A 19,645-nucleotide genomic window follows, 5' to 3' on the forward strand; every position below is an offset into this window, starting at 1 on the left:
CAAGTCAACTTTATCCTCATGCGACCAAGTCGCCTCAAAATCCGCCTCGAAGAGCAACTTTTCGAGGAGAGATACATGTTCGACAGCCAGACGATCATAGCCCTGACGGCGATGGCAAATGAGGTGGAGATCGATCCGGCGGCTTTGCTGGCAATTGCAGAAGTGGAAAGCGGCGGTCGGGCGCTGTTCGATATCAGCGGAGGCAAGGAACCGGCGATCCGGTTCGAAGGGCATTATTTTGATCGCAGGCTATCTGGTCGCCTGCGTGACTATGCAAGGAGCAACGGGCTGTCGGCGCCGGTTGCGGGCCAGATACGCAATCCGAAATCGCAAGCCGCGCGCTGGCTTCTGCTTGAACGTGCGATGGGCTTGAGCAAAAAGGCAGCGCTTGAATCTACATCCTGGGGGCTGGGGCAAGTCATGGGTGCACATTGGGAATGGCTTGGCTATCGCACCGTCGATGATCTTGTAGCAGAGGCACGAGGATCGGTTGCCGGGCAGGCGCGGCTGATGCTGCGCTTTATCGAAAAGGCAGAGCTTCTCCAAGTACTAAGAGCCCACGACTGGCGCGAGTTCGCCCGACGGTACAATGGACCGGCCTTTGCCCGCAACAATTATGACACGCGCATGGCCGAAGCCTATCAACGCTGGCAAAAGCAACTCGACAGTTCTAGAAGAGCCGCATGAGCAAGTCCCCCTTCGACGGTAGACAAACCATCAAAGGGGATTTAAATCGATTTATCCACTCAAACAGCCGAGCAAGCCGATGTCCCAGAAAACCGATCTTCTCGTCCCCATCATGACAGGCCAACCGGTCATTCCGGTTCTGTTGATCGACAAGGTGGAACATGCTGTTCCGCTGGCGCGTGCGCTTGCCAAGGGCGGATTGCCCGCAATCGAAATCACCCTGCGCACGGCTGCGGCACTTGATGCCATCCGTGCGGTTGCGTCGGAAGTGCCGGAAGCAATCGTCGGCGCTGGCACGATCCTCAATGCCAAACAATATGAGGACGCAGCGAAGGCGGGTTCGCGCTTTATCGTCAGCCCCGGCGCGACGAAATACATCGTCGCCGCAGCCAATGACAGCGACGTGCCGCTTCTGCCTGCGGCCATCACGCCAAGCGAAATGCTGGCACTCCGCGAAGAAGGCTACACCCATCTGAAATTCTTCCCCGCTGAACAAGCAGGCGGCGCCCCGTTTCTGAAGGCGCTGTCCTCACCACTGGCCGGAACCTTCTTCTGCCCGACAGGCGGTATCAGCCTTGCCAACGCCAAGAGCTATCTGTCACTGCCGAACGTTGTCTGCGTCGGCGGCTCGTGGGTTGCACCGAAAGAACTCGTTGAAGCTGGCGAATGGGATGCGATCACAGACCTTGCGAGCGAAGCAGCTGATCTGAAAAGCTGAACATGACTAAATGCCAATGCAAAAAGGGGCCTTTAAGGCCCCTTTTCTTTTGGTTTTTGTTATTCTTCCGGCGGTCAGTTGGTTTCCGTGAACTTGGCCACCGTCAGGAAGGTAACGGCATTGCCGCTGAACTGGTTGGCGCGTTCGGTCGGCAGATTGCCACGCTGAAATCCTGCCGTATAGACCATTGCCGGTGCGGAGCGTATCGCATCGTTGCGCAGGACCGGATTGGTCACCGGTACGGTGCTCGACACCGATTCCGACGACATGGCGACTTCGGAAGTCGGCATTACGGCTGGCTGGACAACCGCACGTGGCTTGGACTGAGCCTTGGCCACATAACGTCCGCCCTTTGCGGTGGTGCGAACGCCCGTTTCGGCTGCCTTGCCAATCGCCGCAACCTGTTTATGGACTGCCGCAGAAGCAGTGGCCGTAGGCTTGGTTGGGGCCGTGCGGGCTACCGAGGCAGTCTGCACCGCTGCCGGAGCCTGTTTCGGCGCGCCATCTGCAACCGGCTTACTGTCATAGTAGTCGTCGGAAGGCGGCGCGATCAGCTCGCCAATTTCATCCTTCTTGGATAGAAGAGCAAGCTGCGTATTGGCACGCGGCGCTTCCTTCGGCAGCGGGAAAGCTGCCGTTTCACCCGGCTGCGGCACAGCCACGTCGCCTGCATCGGCAACCTGGGTCGGTTCGGTCTGCTCGCGATTGACCAGCGCGGCAATCGCGTCTTGACCGCTTGCGGCAGGGTTTTCACCCGGACGTGTTGGACGCGCCGATGGGACCACTGCAGCTGCAAGCTGCACATTGTCCGTTTCAAGCTGTGGGCGGGCCGATGGGATCGGCACAAAACCATTCATCAGCGGCGAAGGCGTACCAGCATCTGCAACCTGAACCGTGTTCGCATCCACCGCAGCACGGGCAGCATCGGCGGCAGGCTCGGCCGCGGCAAGCGCAACGGCATCTTGTGGCGCCATTGCCGGTTTGCGAGCCGGAATCGGAACATTGAGCGCGGCAACCGGAACTTCGGCTGCGGCCTGCGCCTGTGCTTGGGCCTGAGCATCAAGGCCTGTTTCCGGACGCGGTGCCTGCATTGGAAGCGGAGCATCGCGGGAAGGCAGAGCGGCAACCATCGTTTCACGCGGCTGCTGGACCGACTCTTCCGGGACTGCTGCCGGAGCCTGACGCGCAGGCGCTGCACGAGCCGGACGTGCCGTCGCTGGTGGGGCGCTCACATCACCAGTATCTTCTTCTTCATCTGCTCCACCGCCAAACAGCGCACCAAACAAGCTTTTGCTGCGACGCGGAGCAGAGTTGCTAGCCACCATGACCTCGCCGCCACCAGCCTTGCGCTTTTCGATCATGGCCAGTGCCTGCTCGTAGCCAGGCAACGGCTTGCCGTCTGCGGGAAGGTGAGCAGTCTTACCGTCGGGGAACAGTGCGAGCAATTCGCGACGGCTCATGCGCGGCCAGGAGCGAACATTGCCGACATCCATATGGACGAATGGCGAACCCGAACGCGGATAATAGCCGACACCACCGATCTGATAGCGCATGCCGATCCCGCGTAGCTTCGCCAACGGGACGCCGGGGATGTAAAAGTCCATTGCGCGGCCAAGCATGTGCTGGCTCTTCTTGGCAACGCCAGTATTCGCCGAGCGCGAACGCAGCATGGCGTTGGTCGCTGGCGAACGATAAGCCGAAACGACGGTGATATACTGGCTCGATCCGGAGGAGCGATAAACCTGCCAGACCAGATCGAACAGGCGCGGGTCCATCTTGGTCGGTTCGTTACGGCGCCAGTCACGCAGGAAAACGTTCAGCTTCTTCAAACCCTGGGCATCGAAGCGCCCGTTTCTCTTGAAGACGATTTCCGCCTTTTCGCCCGTATGGACGTAGTAAAGCTTGAGAGAACGGGTTTCAGCCGAAGCCTGCGAAGGAGACAGCGCCATGAGAACCGCAGCAGCGGCAAGGGCAGACGGAACGGACATAGATGCCTTCATCCCGGTCCACATCTTCGCAAAGCGCGCTTTAATGGTCGATATGCTGTTCATCGAATCGTATCGCCTTACCGTTTTTCCGCCCCCAGAGATATTCTCCAGGCATCCCTCGGGACTTTCTTTGTGGTGCCACAAAAAGCCTGCGTCCCAGTTCCGCTCGAGCTCCGATTGTCGGATTTAATGGTTAATGGACGCTTAGTGAACAACAAATGAGGAAACACCATGGCAAAAAAGCCACACACGTGCATCTATTTTCGCCATGGTTAAAAAATTATTAACAGTCTTTAATCCGCAACACCACCTGCGAGGAACGACAGCGAATCTATTATAAATGACTAAAATTCAAACAGTTACATGCAGTTTTGTCAGCTGGCGGCACGGTTGAAGGGGGTGGCTTCACCCTCTTCTTCACCTCCCGGTCCCTTGCCGGAAATCGACGCCACATCGATGCCATATTCCTTGAGTTTCCGGTAAAGCGTGGTTCTTCCTATCCCCAGGCGCCGGGCAACTTCGCTGATCTGGCCGTCATAATGAGCGATCGCAAACCGGATCATTTCCTCCTCGGCTGCGGCAAGTGTGCGCACTTCGCCTGCCCCGTCGATCCCGCTGAACACGCCCGCCGCGCCACTCACGCTTGGATCGTGATCGACAAGATTGAACCGGGCGGATTGCTGTGCAGCCCTTGCCGCCTCGGTTCCCAAACCGATCTGAGCGAAATCAGCCGCCGTCAGTTCGCCAGTCTCGCAGAGAAGTACAGCGCGATAAACGGCATTTTTCAGCTCCCGCACATTGCCTGGCCAATGATAGGCCTTTAGCTTTTCCAGCGCATGGGTGGTGATCCCGGTTATATGCCCCATCCGCTCCTCGCTCACATAGCGCATCATGAACTGGTGCAGCAGGATCGGAATATCTTCCAGACGGTTGCGCAACGGCGGCATGGCCACAGCAAAGGAGCCGAGCAAATGGTAAAGCCCGGCATGGAAACGTCCCATGTGGACGAGATCGGCCAGGGGGCGACTATTCGATGCCATGATGCGGGCATTGGAGAGAGCGCGCTCGCCTCCACCACCAGTTTCGAACTGGCCAGATTGCATGGCAGCGAAAAGCTTGATCTGCGTGTGGCGCGGCAACGCACCCACTTCATCGAGGAAAAGTGTACCGCCGTCGGCTTCGGCAAGTTTTCCGATGCTACGGATTGCATCATCGTCGCGACGGTCGCGGCGTGCTGTCGAAACGCCAAAGAAGACTTCGTCAGCATTCTCGATGGTCAGACTACGGCAATCGACGGCCACGAAAGGGCCGCGCCAACGGGCACCGCCGCTGCAAATGGCACGTGCCAGCGTCTCCTTGCCGCTGCCGGGCTCTCCCTCGATCAGAAGCGGGGCATCCAACGCCGAAGCTCGTCGCGCCAGAATGCTGACCCGTTCCATTTCCGGACTTTTAATCGCCATGTCGGAAAGTGTCAGATGAGCTTTCAAGGAGGACCGGGCGCGACGGATTTCCTGCGTCAGCGCATCGATCTTCAGGACATTGGAAACGGAAACCTGCACACGCTCGAAGACCACAGGCTTGGTCACGAAATCGGCAGCGCCCATTTTCATTGCCTGTAAAACCGGCTGGAGATCATCGTTTTGAACGAGAACGATAACGGGAACATTATTTCCAGCTTCGCGCATCCGACGTAAAACAGTCAGGCCGTCCATATCGGGCATCGACAGATCCAGCAGCATCAGGACTATATCCTTACGCTGGCTTACAAAGCCGAGCACGCTGGCTCCACCGTCAGCAAGAATGGTCCGATAGCCCATGCGCATGACTATCGCTTCCAGATTGCGTCGATGAATCGGATCGTCATCCGCTATGAGTATGCGCGTGGCCATTAACAGCTATCATCAACCTATGGAGTTCCCACGCCCAGAATATTTAAACAGTTTAAATGTCTCATATTCTAGGCGCGTTATTTGGGGCCAAGCCTTCATCGAATGCAAGGTACTAAAATGCGCCTCAGTGTCCCATTCACAAAATTGTATCCCGAATACGTTTTCCAATTCAGATATTTGCCGCCCAGCAATCCTTCGTTGGGCAAGCCATCACAAAAATTCGGGGCGCTTTTCCCAGCTCTTGGCGATCCTGGCAAGACATGCGAGAAGAGACCGAATAGGAGAATGTTCATGACCCGTTTTTCAGAATCCGTTTCCTTTAACAAGGTTTTGCACGCACCTGTCGGCGATGCGGCTGCAGCCGGAAAGATTGATCTCGGCAACCTGCCGGAATGGAATCTTGGCGATCTCTATCCGTCTGCGGACAGTACGGAGCTGAAGAGCGCCATCGAAAAGGCCATGAGCGATGCCGCAGCTTTCGAGGGTCGCTGGAAGGGCAAGCTCGGTGACGAAGCAGCCAAGGCCAAGGGCGGCAATTTTGCCGATGCGATCAAGGAATTCGAGGCTCTGGACGAACTGATGGGCCGCATCGGCTCCTTCGCAGGTCTTTATTATTATGGCGATACGTCCGATCCGAAGCGCATGAAGCTTTTCGGCGACGTGCAGCAAAAGCTGACCGATGCCAGCACCCATCTCATTTTCTTCGGCCTGGAACTGAACCGCATCGACGACGCGGTCCTGGAAAGGGCGATGAGCGACAATGCGGCCATCGGCCATTATCGCCCATGGCTGACCGATCTGCGTATGGACAAGCCGTACCAGCTCGATGACAAGCTGGAACAGCTCTTCCATGAAAAGTCGATTACCGGCTATAGCGCCTGGAATCGGCTGTTCGATGAAACCATGTCTGGTCTCCGTTTTGAGATCGACGGCAAGGAACTCAGCATCGAGCCGACACTGAACATGCTTCAGGATGCCGATGGCGCTGTGCGCAAAAAGGCGTCTGAAGCTCTCGCCAAAACTTTTGCAGCCAATCTGCGCACATTCACGCTGATCACCAACACGCTCGCCAAGGATAAGGAAATATCCGATCGCTGGCGTGGTTTTCAGGATATCGCCGATAGCCGCCATCTCGCCAACCGCGTTGAGCGGGAAGTGGTGGACGCGCTCGCCAAGGCAGTGGAAGATGCCTATCCACGCCTTTCGCACCGCTACTACGCCCTGAAAGCCAAGTGGCTCGGCCTCGAAAAGCTTGAAAACTGGGATCGCAACGCGCCCCTGCCTGAAACCCCGCAAGCGCTAATCCCCTGGGATGAGGCACGCGAAACCGTGCTTTCCGCCTATGGCAATTTCGCGCCTGAAATGGCCGAGATTGCGAAAAATTTCTTCGACAAGAACTGGATCGACGCGCCAGTTCGCCCCGGCAAGGCGCCCGGCGCATTTGCGCATCCGACTGTTCCGTCTGCGCACCCTTACGTGCTTCTCAACTATATGGGCAAGCCGCGCGATGTGATGACGCTGGCACATGAGCTTGGCCATGGCGTGCATCAGGTTCTCGCGGGCGGTCAGGGCGCTCTCATGGCGTCAACGCCGCTGACGCTTGCCGAAACTGCATCCGTGTTCGGCGAAATGCTGACCTTCCGTTCGCTTCTGGAGCGCACGAAGGACAAGCGCGAGCGCAAGGCCATGCTGGCACAGAAGGCCGAAGACATGATCAATACGGTCGTGCGCCAGATCGCCTTTTACCAGTTCGAGCGCCGTGTACATACCGAGCGCCGCGAAGGTGAATTGACTGCAGAACGCATCGGCGAAATCTGGATGGATGTTCAGCGCGAAAGCCTTGGCGATGCCGTCAATCTCAATCCGGGTTACGAGACCTTCTGGACCTATATCCCGCATTTCATCCATTCGCCGTTCTATGTCTATGCCTATGCCTTCGGCGACTGTCTGGTAAACTCGCTCTATGCTGTCTACCAGAATTCGGAAAAGGGCTTCCAGCAGAAGTATTTCGACATGCTGAAGGCTGGCGGCACCAAGCACCACAAGGAATTGCTTGCGCCGTTCGGTCTGGATGCAAGCGATCCCGATTTCTGGAGCAAAGGCCTGTCGGTGATCGAAGGCATTATCGACGAGCTTGAAGCCATGGAAGACTGAGCACTTGCGTGTTTCACCAAAGCAATAAGCCGCTTATCCTGTTCCGGGACGACAAGGCGGGCCGCGATGTGCTTTTCACGGCCCCCTCATCGATCATCCGCGCCGACACGCCAGATGAATTCGAGCCTGCATGGGATGCGATGCAGGCGGCCCAGAATGCCGGAAAATGGCTTGCGGGTTATCTATCCTATGAAGCCGGCTATCTTCTCGAGCCCAAGCTGAAGCCGTTGCTGCCAGAGGGGCGCTATGCCCCGCTTCTGTGCTTCGGCGTGTTCGATGGTCCCTCCGACCAGTCGATGCACAACCGCAGCGAAGACAATGCCACCTTTCTGCGCGATCCGCTCGCGCAATGGTCGTTCGACGATTACGCGCCGCGTTTCGAACGGCTCCACCGTCATTTGCGCGAGGGCGATTGCTATCAGGGCAACCTTACCTTTCCGATCCATGCTGAGTGGAGCGGCGATCCGCTGATCCTGTTCAATAGGCTCGCCAAGCGTCAGCCGGTCCGCTATGCGACCTATTGCGATCTCGGGGGGCCCATTGTCCTGTCGCGCTCGCCGGAACTTTTCTTTGAAGTCGACGGCGACGGATGGATTGAAACCCATCCAATGAAAGGCACCATGCCGCGTGGTGCGACGCCGGAAGAAGATGAGCAGAACCGGCAGTTTCTGCTGAACGATCCGAAGAATCAGGCCGAAAACCGCATGATCGTCGATCTGCTTCGCAACGACATTTCGCTTGTCAGCGAAGTGGGATCGCTGGACGTGCCGGAACTCTTCCGCGTCGAAACCTATCCTACGGTTCACCAGATGATCAGCCGCGTGCGGGCCAGACTGAAAGAAAGCCTGCCGCTGCGTTCGCTTTTTGCCGCCCTTTTCCCGTGCGGCTCGATCACCGGCGCGCCGAAGATCAGCGCCATGGAAATCTTGCGTAAGCTGGAGACCGGGCCGCGCGACATTTATTGCGGCTCGCTCGGCTGGATCGAGCCCAGCGGCCGGATGCGTTTCAACGTTGCTATCCGGACGATCTCGCTTCTCAATGAAAATCGTGCGATCTTCAATGTCGGGGGTGGCGTGGTCTTCGATTCCACGGCGCAAGCGGAGTACGAGGAATGTCTTCTGAAAGCACGGTTCGCGGCACTGTCGAGCCACACGGGGCACGGGCTGTGATCATGGAGCCGAATTATCAGCTGATCGAAACCATGCGCTGGGAACCGCTCTCAGGCGTTCTACGCTTCGATCTGCATATGGCACGCCTTGCGAATTCTGCCTATGAGCTTGGGTTTTCGTGCAATATGGAAGCCGTCCGTCAGAAGGTTGCGGAACACGGTACTGGCGAACAAGCCCTGAAACTGCGGCTGACGCTTGCACCGGACGGAGTTGCCACGGTCACCAGCACGCCATACGAACCGCTGTCATGCCAGACGGTCTGGCAAGTCGCAATCGCCCGGACGCGCCTCAATCACAACGATCCCCTGCTGCGCCACAAGACGACAAGGCGGCAGGTCTATATCGCCGCACGTGAGGAGTATTCACCGGCGGAGGTTGATGAGGTCATCCTGCTCAATGATCGGGGCGAAGTCTGCGAGGGAACAATTACGTCGATATTTCTCGACGTTGGAGGCACGACCTGCACGACACCCGCTCTTTCATGCGGTCTGCTTGACGGCGTGCTGCGCCGCGAATTGCTGAACAACAATGTCGTCGAAGAGGGTATCGTTACCGTTGAAGCGCTCAAAAGCGCGCGCAACATTCTCGTCGGCAATTCGTTGCGCGGTATGATCCGCGCGAAGCTGGTCGAGGCTTAAAAAGCTAAAACACGTTAAACATGTATTGATGTCATGAGCTTGTGACGTTTCTTTCTTTCTATGAAGTTGTGTTATCGTTCCCGCGCATAAGCTAAACCGGGGTAAGGATAACCCGACACCGCAATTCTGCGGCTATCAAGAGGAAGAAAATGGCGAAAGCGAAATGGCAAGTCTATGGCGAGATAACCGGCCCCGTCATCATGATCGGCTTTGGGTCGATCGGGCGCGGTACCCTGCCGCTGATTGAGCGTCATTTCAAATTCGACAAATCGCGCATGGTCGTGATTGATCCGAGCGAAGCCAATCGCAAGATCCTCGACGACAAGGGTATTCGCTTTCTCAGGGAAGCGATCACCAAGGATAATTACAAAAAAGTTCTCGGGCCTCTTTTGAAAGAGACAGAAGGCCAGCCTTTTATCGTTAATCTTTCCGTCGATACCGGATCACTTGATCTGATGCGTTATGCCCGAGAGCATGGTGCCCTTTATATCGACACGGTGGTGGAACCCTGGCTCGGCTTCTATTTCGATACCGATGCTGACAATGCCTCGCGCACCAATTATGCGCTACGCGAAACGGTTCGCGCTGAAAAGCGCAAGAATCCCGGCGGTACGACCGCCGTTTCCTGCTGCGGCGCCAATCCCGGCATGGTTTCGTGGTTCGTCAAGAAAGCGCTCGTCGATCTTGCAACTGAACTGAAGCTCGATTTCACCGAACCAGCAGCCGATGATCGGCACGGCTGGGCGAAACTGATGAAAAAGGCAGGCGTCAAGGGTATTCATATCGCGGAACGCGATACCCAGCGCGCAAAAGAGCCGAAGCCTTTCAACACGTTCTGGAATACATGGTCCGTCGAAGGCTTCATCGCCGAAGGCCTGCAACCGGCAGAACTTGGCTGGGGCAGCCATGAAAAATGGATGCCCAAGAACGCCCGCAAGCAGAAGAAGGGCAACAAGGCCGCCATCTTCCTCGAGCAGCCCGGCGGCAATACCCGTATTCGCACCTGGTGCCCGACGCTCGGTGCCCAATATGGTCTGCTGGTCACCCATAATGAAGCGATCTCCATCGCCGATTTCTTCACGCTGCGTGACAAGAAGGGCAAGCTCGACTTCCGCCTCACCTGCCATTACGCTTATCATCCGAGCAATGATGCCATTCTGGCGCTTGATGAAATGTTTGGCGCTGCTGGCCGGGCGCAGCCGGTGCAGCATGTTCTTGAAGAGCATGAAATTCTGGACGGCGGCGACGAACTCGGCGTGCTGCTCTATGGCCACGAAAAAAATGCCTATTGGTATGGCTCGCAGTTAACCGTCGAGGAAGCGCGCAAGCTCGCGCCTTATCAGAATGCAACCGGACTGCAGGTTTCCTCGGCTGTTCTGGCGGGCATGGTCTGGGCGCTGGAAAATCCACGAAGCGGTATCGTCGAGACCGACGAGATGGATTACCGTCGCTGCCTCGAAGTCCAGATGCAATATCTGGGCCCATTGAACGGCTATTACACGGACTGGACACCACTGGAAGGTCGCGGTCATCTGTTCAAGGAAGACCTCGATACCAAAGATCCATGGCAATTCCGGAATATTCTGGTTCGCTAAACTGATTAACTGCCCGGCAAGGCCGGGCAGTTTTCATTGCGGCAGTTTCGCAACAATCGCGTAATCCTCACATTGAGGGCTTGTTTTCATGCAAGTTTCAATACATCAAACTAATCATCCCCGAGCGGTTCCAATCAGCACGGAATCGTTGAAGCCGCTCTAAATACTTGGTTTTACGCATTTCAAAGGCCAGCCGTCGTACAGTTTTGGCCCGGAGATGTTCTAATGGAGAGCATGGATATGAAACGCTTCCGCATCATTGCCCCTCTTGCAGTCATGTCGCTGGCGTTGGCCGCGTGCGAAACGACTGGCCCGGTTGGCGGCAATGCCCCAACCGTCTCTCGCGCCCCGGCAGGCATCGAAGGCAGCTGGGTTGATCCAAACGGCATCGTTTCGTCATTCAACGGCGGTATTTTCGAGACCCGCTCCACCGACACGAACGAAAAGCTTGCCGAAGGCAACTACCGTTACCAGTCGCCGCAGCTTGTTGAAATCGACATGCGCTCCATCGTGCGCGGCACCTCGTCGAAGGTGAACTGCGCACTCGTCTCGCCGTCGCAGCTCAACTGCACGTCGTCATCGGGTTCACGCTTCTCCCTGACGCGTAAGGCGGTAGGGTAAGCACCCGATATCTTGGGTAAATTTCAAATATTTACGGCGCGGAAAACATCTGCGCCGATAGAATTTCGCCAGCGGTAATTGTCAGGATTGTAATTTGTCTTTTTTTCTCTAGTTTTCCGGCTGAACAGGAGTCGGAAGATGAGTGAGATGGATAAAGTGCAGGAGAAACCCAGCCAGACAACCAAGCCGGAGATGCAGGCAAAACTGCCAAAGGTCGGTGTTCTGCTGGTTAATCTTGGTACTCCGGATGGCACGAACTATGGCCCGATGCGCCGCTATCTGGCCGAATTTCTCTCAGATCGCCGTGTTATCGAATGGCCGCGGCTCATCTGGTATCCAATCCTTTACGGCATCGTTCTCAACACTCGCCCGAAGCGTTCCGGCAAGCTTTACGACCGTATCTGGAACCGCGAGAAAAACGAATCTCCGTTGCGGACTTATACGCGCGCGCAGGGCGAGAAGCTTGCCAAGGCACTTGCCGACTATCCAAATGTGGTCGTGGACTGGGCGATGCGCTACGGCCAGCCATCCATCGAAAGCGTGACTGATCGTTTGCTGCAGCAAGGTTGCGAGCGGATCGTCATGTTTCCGCTCTACCCGCAATATTCGGCAACGACGACAGCGACGGTCAACGACAAGTTCTTCGAAGCGCTGATGAAAAAGCGTTTTCAGCCAGCAGTGCGCATCGTGCCGTCCTATGAAACAGAACCCGTTTATATCGAAGCACTGGCCCGCTCCATCGAGAAGCATCTGGAAACACTTTCCTTCAAGCCGGAAGTGATCCTCGCATCCTATCACGGTATACCGAAAAGCTATTCGGACAAGGGCGACCCCTACCGCCAGCAATGTCTTGAAACATCACGTCTTTTACAGGCCCGGCTGGGCCTTGATGATAGCCAGTTTCGCTCCACATTCCAGTCGCGCTTCGGGCCTGAAGAATGGCTCCAGCCCTATACCGACGAAACGGTGGAAGACTTGGCCAAACACGGGGTCAAGTCGATGGCCGTTCTCAATCCGGGTTTCGTTGCCGACTGTCTGGAAACAGTGGATGAGATCGGCAATGAGGCCGCTGAAGAATTTCTTGAAAACGGCGGCGAAAATTTCAGTCATATTCCTTGTCTCAACGACAGCGAAGACGGCATGAAGGTCATCGAGACACTGGTGCGTCGCGAATTGCAGGGATGGGTTTAGATTGAAGTGAGTAGGGGAGTAAGGGAATAGGGCAGTATGTTCTGACCTATGATAGACTCCACCTACTACCTTATTGACCTACTGTCCTATTGCCTTAAGGAAAGACAATGACCGGTTTCGATATTACGCTGCTCATTCTGGCTGCACTGGTTCTGGCGACGCTGTTTGCCGGTATCAAGACCGTGCCACAGGGATATAATTACACCGTCGAGCGGTTCGGTCGCTATACGCGTACGCTCAATCCAGGACTGAACCTGATCGTACCGTTTTTCGATCGTATCGGTGCGCGTCTCAACATGATGGAGCAAGTGCTCGATGTGCCGACGCAGGAGGTCATCACCCGCGATAACGCTATCGTCGGTGTTGACGGCGTGGCTTTCTATCAGGTGCTGAATGCAGCGCAGGCGGCCTATCAGGTAGCGAACCTGCAATATGCGATCCTCAACCTGACCATGACCAATATCCGTACCGTCATGGGCTCGATGGATCTCGACGAACTGCTATCGAACCGCGACGCGATCAATGACCGCCTGTTGCGGGTTGTCGATGAGGCGGCCCATCCATGGGGCCTTAAAATGACGCGCGTGGAAATCAAGGATATCAATCCGCCAGAAGATATCGTCACCTCCATGGCACGCCAGATGAAGGCAGAGCGTGACAAGCGCGCGCAAGTTCTTGAAGCCGAGGGCGATCGTAACGCACAGATTCTGCGTGCTGAAGGTCAGAAACAGTCACAGATTCTCGAAGCTGAAGGCAAGCTGGAAGCAGCCAAGCGCGAGGCAGAGGCACGTGAGCGCCTCGCAGAAGCCGAAGCGAAAGCCACCACCATGGTTTCCGATGCCGTTGCCAACGGCAATGTGCAGGCGCTTAACTACTTCGTTGCGCAGAAATATACGGAAGCTCTCAGCAATATCGCCAGCGCCAAGAACCAAAAGGTCGTGCTGATGCCGCTTGAGGCGAGTGCCCTTATCGGCTCGCTCGGCGGTATTGGTGCAATTGCCAAGGAAGTCTTTGGTAATGGCAGCAGGCCGGTAGACCCGGCACCGCAGCCACCGACCCCTTCCCGTCCGCGCAGCGTTCCGTCCGCTGGACGCTAAAGCTGCTCAACACAAGGAATAGAGGGCGCCATGATTATTGAATATCTGTCCGGCCTCGGCATCTGGAACTGGCTCGTTTTCGGGCTGATCCTGCTGATACTGGAAATCTCGGCGCCCGGCTTCTTCTTCATCTGGTTCGGGCTTGCAGCGCTTGTGACCGGCGCGCTTGCCTTTCTCCTGTCTTCGACAACAGGGTTTGGCTGGCAGTTTCAGACTGTCGTTTTTCTGGTTCTGGCCGTCATTTTCGTGCTGGCGGGACGTCGCTTCTTCGGCTCGCGCAGCACCGATGCCGATGAACCCTTGCTCAATCGTCGCGGCGAGCAACTCGTCGGCCAGCGCACCACCTTGACGGAGCCGATCATCAACGGTCGCGGGCGAATCCGTATCAACGATACGATGTGGCGCGTGAAAGGCCCCGATCTGCCAACAGGAACAGAAGTCCGGGTCGTTGCCTTCGATCCGGTTTCGCTGGAGATTGAAGTTGCTGAATAGGGGAATAGGATAAGCTAAAGCGAGTGATTTTTAGCTTACTCCCTTACTCCCTTACGCCGCGCCTATCCGCAACAGATCGTGGAAGTGCACGAGCCCGATCGGGCGTCCGGCGTCCACGACAATCAGCGCTCCGATGTGATTTTCATTGATGGTGTTAAGTGCCGCAGTTGCCAGCATATTCTGGTCAACCGTCTTCGGCTTGCGCGTCATGATGTCGTCGACCGCCAAAGCCGCAAGGTTGCGGCTCAGATTGCGCGAGATGTCGCCGTCTGTGACGATGCCCACCAGATCGCCGCCATCATCGACGACCACCACGCAGCCGAAGCTCTTTTGCGCCAGAACCCTCATCGCGTCTGGCATGGATGTGCCGGTCTTCACCAAAGGCAAGCGTTCGCCGCGATGCATAATATCGCGGATATGGATGAGGCTTGCGCCCAGCGAACCGCCGGGATGAAAGGTCTTGAAATCGCTCGGGGTAAAGCCGCGCGCTTCCAGAAGTGCGATTGCCAGCGCATCACCGATGGCAAGTTGCATCATGGTCGAGGTCGTGGGCGCCAGACCGTGCGGGCAGGCCTCGGCTGTTTTCGGCAGGAGCAGCACGACATCCGCCGCGCGACCGAGTGCCGAATTCTCACCAGCGGTGATTGCGATCAGCGGAATGCGGAAGCGCTGCGAATAATTGACGATCCCCTTCAGTTCTGCCGTTTCACCCGACCATGAGATGGCCAGAATGACATCGTCGCGGCCGATCATGCCGAGATCACCGTGATTGGCTTCTGCCGAATGAACGAAGAATGCCGATGTGCCGGTCGAGGCAAAGGTGGCAGCAAGCTTGGAACCAATATGGCCGCTCTTGCCTACACCCGTAACGACCAGACGCCCGCTCGAGGCGACGATACGCTTCACCGCTTCGACAAAGGGACCGGAAAGACCGTCATTCAGTGCTTCTTCAAGCGCCGTGAGGCCAGCATTTTCAGTCTTTATGGTGCGCAACGCCGAAGCGATGGCCGCTTCCGCATCTGCCGGAGGGATGATCTGATCGAGCTTTTCCATGGCGGCAAGGGTTAACTTCTTCGTAGCCGGTTGTCCAAACATTTGTGCTGCACACATGGTCATGAAGTCGGCCACGGCAACCAAGAATTAACCATGTGCCTTTACCGTTCATCTACCACGTTGCGACGGTTTGAAAACACGACATGCTTTTTGCCAAGGCCCCATCTGGCGGTTCGACGCCCATTGCCCGCAGGCTGCGATGCCTGTTTTTATCGGGCGTGACGCTGGCGATCTGTCATGGTTCCGCCCTTGCTCAGGAAGCTTATCTTCGCGGGAGCGTCGCCGAAGACGTACTTTCAGCCTCCTCGCCCGAAACGCTCGCAAATCGCGGACTTGCCGCTCCTGGATATGATGACGGCGCCAGCGAGACGACCGACGACAGTTACACCCCGCCTGAAAACACGACGGCGGTAGACCCGGCAACCACAGTGCAGGCGGCTCCGATTGCTCCTGCACAGCAGGACCGCCAGTCGCTTCAACCCGACAATATTCGTGTCGGCTCGATTGACGCCGAGACAAGCGAAGAGACCGGCCGTGCACAGCGTGAGAATCTACGTCAATTGCCCGAGCAAGGGCGCGGCTCTATGCAGGAAACCGATCCGTTCGCGCCGGTCGGCATTCGTACCGGCTCGTTCATCCTGCGACCTTCGCTCGAACAGGGTATCCGTGCCACAACCAACGGCGACAACAGCGCGACCGGCTCCAGCGCGGTTCTCAGTGAAACTACATTGCGGCTCAATGCCCAGTCGGACTGGGCGCGTCATCAGGCAACGCTGGACGCATCGGGCACCTGGGCCAAGTCCATTTCGGGAGAAGATGTCTCGGAACCGCAGGTCGACATACAGGGCAAGCTTCGCTTCGATCTCGGTGACCAGACGACCGTCAACACCGGCGCGGGTTACCGGCTGCGTCGCGAAAGCGCGTCGAGCCCCAACGGGGTTGTCGATGCCTTGCAGCGGCCTCTGGTTCACACCCTCAACGGAAGTCTCGGCGTCGAGCGCGACATGGGCCTGATCTTCGGCAGTGCAACCGGGCGGGTAGAGCACAATATCTATGGCGATGCGGAGCTGTCGTCTGGCGGCAAGGTCAGCCAGAAGGACCGTGACAATACCTATGCCAGCATTACGTTGCGCGGCGGCTTTTCCTTGTCTCCCGCAATCAAACCCTTCACCGAAGTGGAACTGGGCAAGCGCATCTTCGATGAAAAGCTCGACAGCAATGGCTACGAGCGTAGCGGGTCGCAGTTTGCACTGCGCGGCGGTATGATGCTTGATGTGGGCGAGAAGCTGAACGGCGAATTTGCGGCCGGTTACATGCGCGCCAACAGCGATGATTCTCGTCTCAGCGACATCAGCGGGCCGTCGATCAATGCAGCGCTCAACTGGTCGCCGCTGCGCGGAACCGATGTGCGCCTCTATGCGCAAACAATCGTCGATACCTCGACCACACCCGGCATTGCCGGGTCGCTCCTGCATTTTGCAAGTCTTGACGTGACCCGCCGCATACGCTCCGACCTCAGCCTCAATGGCAGGCTTGATGCAAATATCCGGCAGAACAAGGATGGCACCGGGACCGATTACACGATCGGCGCACAGATCGGCGCAACTTACTGGATCAATCGTTTCGTCGGGCTGGATGCGCGCCTCCGCCACGAGTTCCTGACAAGCAAAATATCCGACCGAGAATATACCGCCGATAGCGTTTATCTCGGCGTGAAGGTTCAGCGCTAGAGCTTGTCTCCCGAAAGTGGGAGCCCATTTCGGGATAAAGACATGCGTAAAAACAAACAGATAGAACGGCACCCCTTTCGGGATGCCGTTTCGTGGTTAGCTTAAGCGAGCCAGAACAGAATGCACGCCATACCGAACCCAAGAAGACCGATAAGGGTTTCCAGAACAGTCCAGGTTTTGAGTGTCGTCTTGACGTCCATGTTGAAGAAACGTCCGACGAGCCAGAAGCCTGAATCGTTGACATGGGACAGCATGACGGACCCTGCAGCAAGCGCGATCACCACCGCTGCAGTCTCAAGCCCGTGATATCCGGCAGCCTGAACCGCAGGCTGAACAAGCCCGGCAGCGGTTATCAGCGCCACCGTTGCCGATCCCTGTGCCACCCGCAAAATCGTTGCAATCAGGAAGCCTGCCACGATAACGGGTAGTCCCGTATTGGCGAACGCATTGGACAAGGCGTCACCAATGCCGGAAGCACGCAAGACACCGCCGAACATGCCGCCTGCGCCCGTAATCAGGATGATAGAACAAACCGGGCCAAGCGCCGAATCGAGAATACGTTCGACGCTGGCGAGGTCTCTGCCTCGCCGTGGACCCAACACATAAGATGCCACCAGCACAGAAATCAGAAGAGCAACCGGGGTCGAGCCGATCATTCGCGCCAGCTGATACCAATTTGCATCGGCGCTCACCCATCCTTGCGCGCGGGCAAAATCGAGACCAGTATTGATGAAGATGAGAACCAGCGGCAGCAAAAGAAGCAAGATCACCAAGCTGGAACTCGGAGGGTTCACGGCCTCTTCCGCATTCGTCCCGGCATCAAAACTGTCGGGGATAGGGAGATTGATCCGCTTACCGATCCAGCCGCCGAAAAGGTGACCGGCAATGAACCAGACCGGTATAACCACCACGATGCCAACGAGAATGAGAAGTCCCACATCCGCACCCAGAAGCTCGGATGCTGCTACCGGGCCGGGATGAGGCGGGACGAAAACGTGCATCACCGAAAAGGCCGCAGCGACCGGAATACCATAGAGAAGCAGGCTTCCCTTGAGACGTCGCGCGACCGTGAAGACCACGGGAAGCATCACAACCAGTCCCGCATCGAAAAAGATGGGAAAGCCGAAGATCAGCGATGCGATACCAAGCGCCATGGGTGCCCGCTTTTCGCCGAACCGCCGGATGAGATCGTCGGCAAGCGCCTGCGCGCCGCCGGATATTTCGAGCAACCGGCCCAGCATGGCGCCAAGACCGACTAGCAGCGCCACGCCTCCAAGGGTCGATCCGAAGGCGGACGTGATAGTCGTCAGAATATTGCCAGCCGGAATACCAGTGGCGAGCGCCGTCAAAAGGCTGACGATTATAAGCGCTACGAAGGCATGGACACGAAACCGGATGATAAGCAAAAGCAATAATAGAACAGCGCCTACCGCTATCGAGATGAGCGCACCTGCACCCATCGTCTGCTGGAATTCTTGCATGCTTTATTCCTTATGAGGGGAGGAACTTGTTTGACGGATTATCTGAAAATGTTTCACACTTTTTGAGGGACCTACTAGGTCAAAAACCTATTGTCATTGTCAAAAAAAGCAAGTTTCACGGAAATCGTACCAGCGGCCATAAAAAAACGCCCCCTTTGCAGGGGGCGTGACCAGAGATCAGACCAATTCTATCAGGCTGGTTTGATGGTATTCAGCAGATTGCCGATCGAGCCTTCGACCGATGGGCGAATATCGTTGCGCCACAGCGCGAAGGCAACATTGGCCTCGATGAAGCCGGCCTTGGAGCCGCAGTCGAACGTCAGGCCCCGATAATCGAAGCCGAAGAATTTCTGGGCATCGGCAAGCTTCAGCATCGCATCCGTCAGCTGAATTTCGTTGCCTGCGCCCTTTTCCTGCTTGCTCAGAAGCTCGAAGATTTCCGGCTGCAAAATGTAGCGACCATTGATGTAGAGATTGGACGGGGCCGTGCCCCTGACAGGCTTTTCGACCATCTGCGTGATTTCAAAACCGCTACCGATGGCATCGCCCTTGCCGACGATACCGTATTTATGCGCTTCTTCTGGATCGCATTCCTGCACGGCAATGACATTGCCGCCGGTCTTCTCATAAAGCTCGACCATTTCCTTCAGGCAGCCCTTCTTCGACTGCATGACCATATCCGGCAGCAGGAGAGCGAAAGGCTCATCGCCGACGAGCTCGCGGGCACACCAGACCGCATGGCCAAGGCCGAGCGGCACTTGCTGGCGGGTGAAGCTCGTCGTTCCTGGCTGCGGCTGGATATCCTGAAGATGCTCCAGTTCCGCCGTCTTGCCGCGCTCGGCGAGCGTGGAATAAAGCTCTACCTGCGCATCGAAATAGTCTTCGATGACCGCTTTGTTGCGTCCGGTGACGAAAATCAGATGTTCGATACCAGCTTCGCGCGCCTCATCGACCACATACTGGATGACGGGCTTATCCACGACCGTCAGCATTTCTTTGGGGATGGATTTGGTGGCGGGCAGGAAGCGGGTGCCAAGACCTGCGACGGGGAACACGGCCTTGCGAATTTTTCGGATCGAACTCATTCCTCTCCTCGATTTCACTATTTCAGATTTTCTATCAAAGCATTGAAACGACTGAAT

At 56.7% G+C, this 19,645-nt stretch carries 16 protein-coding genes; 11 read left to right on the forward strand and 5 right to left on the reverse strand.

The features are described 5' to 3' along the window. Window positions 1-75 precede the first annotated feature (75 nt). Both MKS82_RS23765 and MKS82_RS23770 read left to right on the forward strand, forming a co-directional pair. The gene (locus tag MKS82_RS23765; RefSeq protein ID WP_109988865.1) at window positions 76-687 is read left to right on the forward strand and encodes an N-acetylmuramidase family protein; all 612 of its coding nucleotides are present in this window, start codon (window positions 76-78) and stop codon (window positions 685-687) included. 79 nt (window positions 688-766) lie between these two features. Beyond that, window positions 767-1,405: a 2-dehydro-3-deoxy-phosphogluconate aldolase gene (locus MKS82_RS23770; RefSeq protein ID WP_109988866.1), complete on the forward strand. Its 639-nt coding sequence runs from the start codon at window positions 767-769 to the stop codon at window positions 1,403-1,405. Between the two features lie 74 nt (window positions 1,406-1,479). On the opposite strand, the gene MKS82_RS23775 is transcribed toward MKS82_RS23770, so the two are convergent. Together MKS82_RS23775 and MKS82_RS23780 are read right to left on the reverse strand one after the other, a co-directional pair. After that, the gene (locus MKS82_RS23775; protein ID WP_240579366.1) at window positions 1,480-3,456 is read right to left on the reverse strand and encodes a DUF882 domain-containing protein; all 1,977 of its coding nucleotides are present in this window, start codon (window positions 3,454-3,456) and stop codon (window positions 1,480-1,482) included. A 311-nt stretch (window positions 3,457-3,767) separates the two neighbouring features. Beyond that, window positions 3,768-5,282 carry a sigma-54-dependent transcriptional regulator gene (locus MKS82_RS23780; protein ID WP_109988867.1) on the reverse strand — a complete coding sequence of 505 codons (1,515 nt, stop codon included), beginning with the start codon at window positions 5,280-5,282 and terminating at the stop codon, window positions 3,768-3,770. Between the two features lie 291 nt (window positions 5,283-5,573). Here MKS82_RS23780 and MKS82_RS23785 point away from each other — a divergent pair, with 291 nt between their 5' ends. From MKS82_RS23785 to MKS82_RS23820, 8 genes are all read left to right on the forward strand, one after another. Further along, on the forward strand, window positions 5,574-7,436 hold the full coding sequence (locus MKS82_RS23785; RefSeq protein ID WP_109988868.1) for a M3 family oligoendopeptidase: 1,863 nt from the start codon (window positions 5,574-5,576) through the stop codon (window positions 7,434-7,436). Between the two features lie 8 nt (window positions 7,437-7,444). Next, the gene (locus MKS82_RS23790) at window positions 7,445-8,605 is read left to right on the forward strand and encodes an aminodeoxychorismate synthase component I (RefSeq protein WP_109988869.1); all 1,161 of its coding nucleotides are present in this window, start codon (window positions 7,445-7,447) and stop codon (window positions 8,603-8,605) included. Next, the gene (locus tag MKS82_RS23795; RefSeq protein WP_109988891.1) at window positions 8,548-9,243 is read left to right on the forward strand and encodes an aminotransferase class IV family protein; all 696 of its coding nucleotides are present in this window, start codon (window positions 8,548-8,550) and stop codon (window positions 9,241-9,243) included. Before MKS82_RS23790 ends, MKS82_RS23795 begins: the two co-directional genes overlap by 58 nt. A gap of 149 nt (window positions 9,244-9,392) precedes the next feature. Next, entirely contained in the window at window positions 9,393-10,838 is a 1,446-nt protein-coding gene (locus MKS82_RS23800; protein ID WP_109988870.1) for a homospermidine synthase, read from the forward strand. Between the two features lie 240 nt (window positions 10,839-11,078). Then, window positions 11,079-11,459, forward strand: a complete 381-nt coding sequence (gene omp10 / locus MKS82_RS23805; RefSeq protein ID WP_109988892.1) for an outer membrane lipoprotein Omp10 — start codon at window positions 11,079-11,081, stop codon at window positions 11,457-11,459. A 138-nt stretch (window positions 11,460-11,597) separates the two neighbouring features. Continuing rightward, the gene (gene hemH / locus MKS82_RS23810; protein ID WP_109988871.1) at window positions 11,598-12,650 is read left to right on the forward strand and encodes a ferrochelatase; all 1,053 of its coding nucleotides are present in this window, start codon (window positions 11,598-11,600) and stop codon (window positions 12,648-12,650) included. Between the two features lie 107 nt (window positions 12,651-12,757). Further along, on the forward strand, window positions 12,758-13,747 hold the full coding sequence (locus MKS82_RS23815; protein ID WP_109988872.1) for an SPFH domain-containing protein: 990 nt from the start codon (window positions 12,758-12,760) through the stop codon (window positions 13,745-13,747). Between the two features lie 30 nt (window positions 13,748-13,777). Further along, on the forward strand, window positions 13,778-14,239 hold the full coding sequence (locus MKS82_RS23820) for an NfeD family protein (protein WP_109988873.1): 462 nt from the start codon (window positions 13,778-13,780) through the stop codon (window positions 14,237-14,239). 51 nt (window positions 14,240-14,290) lie between these two features. Here the strand turns inward: MKS82_RS23820 and MKS82_RS23825 are convergent, their stop codons facing one another. Next, window positions 14,291-15,292 carry a KpsF/GutQ family sugar-phosphate isomerase gene (locus MKS82_RS23825; protein WP_109988893.1) on the reverse strand — a complete coding sequence of 334 codons (1,002 nt, stop codon included), beginning with the start codon at window positions 15,290-15,292 and terminating at the stop codon, window positions 14,291-14,293. Between the two features lie 143 nt (window positions 15,293-15,435). Here MKS82_RS23825 and MKS82_RS23830 point away from each other — a divergent pair, with 143 nt between their 5' ends. Further along, entirely contained in the window at window positions 15,436-17,022 is a 1,587-nt protein-coding gene (locus MKS82_RS23830; protein WP_109988874.1) for an outer membrane beta-barrel protein, read from the forward strand. Between the two features lie 101 nt (window positions 17,023-17,123). On the opposite strand, the gene MKS82_RS23835 is transcribed toward MKS82_RS23830, so the two are convergent. Further along, window positions 17,124-18,503, reverse strand: a complete 1,380-nt coding sequence (locus MKS82_RS23835; protein WP_109988875.1) for a GntP family permease — start codon at window positions 18,501-18,503, stop codon at window positions 17,124-17,126. Window positions 18,504-18,694: 191 nt separating this feature from the next. Next, window positions 18,695-19,588 carry a UTP--glucose-1-phosphate uridylyltransferase GalU gene (gene galU, locus MKS82_RS23840; RefSeq protein WP_109988876.1) on the reverse strand — a complete coding sequence of 298 codons (894 nt, stop codon included), beginning with the start codon at window positions 19,586-19,588 and terminating at the stop codon, window positions 18,695-18,697. Window positions 19,589-19,645: the final 57 nt, after the last annotated feature.

Source organism: Ochrobactrum sp. A-1, assembly GCF_022488005.1.
Classification (GTDB): Bacteria; Pseudomonadota; Alphaproteobacteria; order Rhizobiales; family Rhizobiaceae; genus Brucella.